Annotated in this window: 3 protein-coding genes; 1 reads left to right on the top strand and 2 read right to left on the bottom strand. The window is 51.7% G+C overall.

Going from position 1 to position 2987, the window contains the following annotated elements:
• Window positions 1-778: 778 nt before the first annotated feature.
• Entirely contained in the window at window positions 779-1123 is a 345-nt protein-coding gene (locus ACK5JN_RS23895) for a histone H2A (protein ID WP_416872421.1), read from the bottom strand.
• Window positions 1124-1408: 285 nt separating this feature from the next.
• Here ACK5JN_RS23895 and ACK5JN_RS23890 point away from each other — a divergent pair, with 285 nt between their 5' ends.
• On the top strand, window positions 1409-1780 hold the full coding sequence (locus ACK5JN_RS23890; protein ID WP_416872420.1) for a histone H2B family protein: 372 nt from the start codon (window positions 1409-1411) through the stop codon (window positions 1778-1780).
• Between the two features lie 973 nt (window positions 1781-2753).
• On the opposite strand, the gene ACK5JN_RS23885 is transcribed toward ACK5JN_RS23890, so the two are convergent.
• On the bottom strand, window positions 2754-2987 hold a 234-nt coding region (locus ACK5JN_RS23885; protein ID WP_416872419.1), incomplete at its 5' end, for a hypothetical protein.

Here is a 2987-nt window from a genome sequence, read left to right as displayed (position 1 = left end):
TTTATGAATTAATGTAAAAAAATTGAGTAATTAATGACTGTGGGCCGACCATACTTAAAACCCGGTCTCACTGGTTCCTGTGGTTGCCGGTGGTGGTACGGCGCAGACCATGTGTTTTTGCTTTCCTGCTTTCCGGGGGTGGGGGCCGCACCCCCATTTTTTTTTTTTTTGGGGGGGGGGGGGGAGAGACCCTGTATCGTGGATGCTTTCTTCAGCCTGCTGCTCCTGTACCTGTACATAAGACCCCTGTGTGGCCGAAAGCGAAGCGAATTCGGGCACACTCCACTTGTTTTGGTAGGTATTATCAGTACAACTAACTTCCAACACGCGTAAGAAACTACTTTATTCGGGTAAGTTCTGATGCGTCGCGAAGTAATGTGACATTCGTTGTCGTCGGAAATCACTACTTTTCACATGAAAATCAACACAGTACCCAGCAAACAAAGAAAGAAGCAAAGAAACGAACGAACGAACGAACAGACAAACAAACAAACAGAATTAATACGGTAATCTCCCCACCACCAGAACTGAGGGTTAGCCATGAGCCGAGTCGACACGGGTCCCAGCTGACATCTCTGTCTGTCTGTTGTGCCCCTGGGTCTCGTTCAGGATATTCGAGCAATTGTGCATTTCCTTTCGCCGCTACTTATTGTTCATCTCTCTCTCGAAAAGACGAGGTGGTCGTCGCGTCCAAATCTCTCTCTTTTTTAAAATAGGGTGTGGCTCCCAGGGGGAGCCTGATTAAACGGAAATGTTGTCGCTGAAAGGCCGAGAGCATTTACTTCTTCTCGGTCTTCTTGGGGAGGAGCACTGCCTGGATGTTGGGCAGCACACCGCCCTGGGCAATGGTCACGCCGGACAGGAGCTTGTTGAGCTCCTCGTCGTTGCGGATAGCCAGCTGCAAGTGACGCGGGATGATGCGCGTCTTCTTGTTGTCACGGGCGGCGTTGCCGGCGAGCTCGAGCACCTCAGCAGCCAGATATTCCATAACAGCTGCAAGGTACACCGGTGCACCGGCGCCCACGCGCTCGGCATAGTTGCCCTTCCTCAGGAGACGATGGATCCTGCCCACAGGGAACTGCAGACCAGCCCGGCTGGAGCGGGACTTGGACTTTCCCTTCACCTTTCCTCCCTTGCCGCGTCCAGACATGGCGTCAGTGTTGAGTGGCGGTGATGAGCTAGCGCTTCAGCTGTTGGCTCGTAGAGCGAATGCTTCTCAAATGCGCCAACCTAAGGGTTATATAGTCCAGCGCGGGATCAGAGGATGGCCGCGGCTCGGCTGCCTTGCGAATGAGAACGCGAGCCATCTCTCGCTCTCGCGATCCTGAGTAACCAGTTGCGCTATATAGGGCTAGTTGCATGAGCCGCGTTCATTCCTTCACCGACTCGCTCCGTGAAAGCAGCCATCATGCCCCCCAAAGCATCAGGAAAGGCAGCCAAGAAGGCTGGCAAGGCCCAGAAGGCCATCGCCAAGGGTGACAAGAAGAAGAAGCGCAGGAGGAAGGAGAGTTACTCCATCTACATCTACAAGGTGCTCAAGCAGGTTCATCCCGACACCGGCGTCTCATCCAAGGCCATGTCAATCATGAACTCCTTCGTGAACGACATCTTCGAGCGCATCGCCGCCGAGGCCTCCCGCCTGGCACATTACAACAAGCGATCCACCATAACCAGCCGGGAGATTCAGACAGCCGTCCGTCTCCTCTTGCCCGGTGAACTGGCAAAGCACGCCGTCTCCGAGGGTACCAAGGCCGTCACCAAGTACACATCCTCTAAGTAAGCAAGGAAGTTGCTTACTTTGCAACAAAGGAAAAGAACCGGCTCCATCGGAGCCACAATCTTTTTAGCGAAAGAGAATCAAGACAGACCGACTCACCCGCTTCTCGCCTAGGAATTATTTGCCTGTATTCCTACAGCTTTTTTTTTTTTTTTTTTAATATCTTGATATACACGCATACATGTATTAGTTCCGAATGAGCGACAAGTGCGGGTCGCTGTATCATTTCTGGGTTGCTCTGTTTCATTTCCCTTTCCCTAGAGGGAATAGAGAAAAATAAGAGGCGGAGGGGAGAGGAAGAACAAGTGGGGCAGCGGGGAAGGCTTGTTGTCCCTGTTTCTTTGTTTGTCGTCCGTCCGTCTGTCTGCCAGTGACCTATCTTTCAACAGTAGTTCTGGAAATGAAGATTGGCATGATTAAAGAACGCCATGGGAGTAGCTCCTAGCCGTTAGTTGCACGACACCTGAAGAATAGTTCCGTAGTTATGAAGCAATGAAGGAAAGATTGAATGACTTGGGGCTGCCATACTGAAAAGCCCGCGTGAGTGCTTCCGGTGGGTACCCGAAGGAGGCGGTCTGGCCCAGACCATGATTGCATCGAGTGGATGCCGGAGGTGTTCCAGCCCAGACCATGACTGCTTGCCGGGGGGGGGACTCTTCACAGAAAGTTTGTACAAGAATGTTTACGGTCCCTGTACCAAGGAGGCTTTATTATCATGGTGTTCTTTCGTTTAATATATGCATACCTTGTGAGAAGGTGGTGTTGTGTTTCCTTTCTTTGTTCATTAAGATATGTTCCTGCCGCCGTTATGAATGGCGTATAGATATTGTTCACCTAATTACCTATGGAGCAAACAAAGAAGCATAAATCCCAGTGTCTATAAGAATTCTCTCCTGCAAGATACCTTTGGCCCTGAAAAGGGCCTAGATTGTAGATATGCACAAGCATCAGTGCTGATACGGTTGATGATGCATATTTAGGCACGCTCACCGCGAATGCGGCGGGCAAGCTGGATGTCCTTAGGCATGATGGTGACACGCTTGGCGTGGATGGCGCACAGGTTCGTGTCTTCGAAGAGACCAACCAGGTAGGCCTCGGAGGCCTCCTGCAATGCCATGACGGCAGACGACTGGAAGCGAAGGTCGGTCTTGAAGTCCTGAGCGATCTCGCGCACCAGACGCTGGAAGGGCAGCTTCCTGATGAGCAGTTC

The organism is Kluyvera sp. (assembly GCF_047971185.1).
Classification (GTDB): domain Bacteria; phylum Pseudomonadota; class Gammaproteobacteria; order Enterobacterales; family Enterobacteriaceae; genus Kluyvera.
The sequence above is the reverse complement of the archived record's forward strand: the minus strand, read 5'-3'. Positions and strand labels throughout refer to the sequence as shown.

Coding starts and splice junctions, on each gene's coding strand:
- ACK5JN_RS23890 (WP_416872420.1), top strand. CDS start 1,409: ATGCCCCCCAAAGCATCAGGAAAGGCAGCCAAGAAGGCTGGCAAGGCC.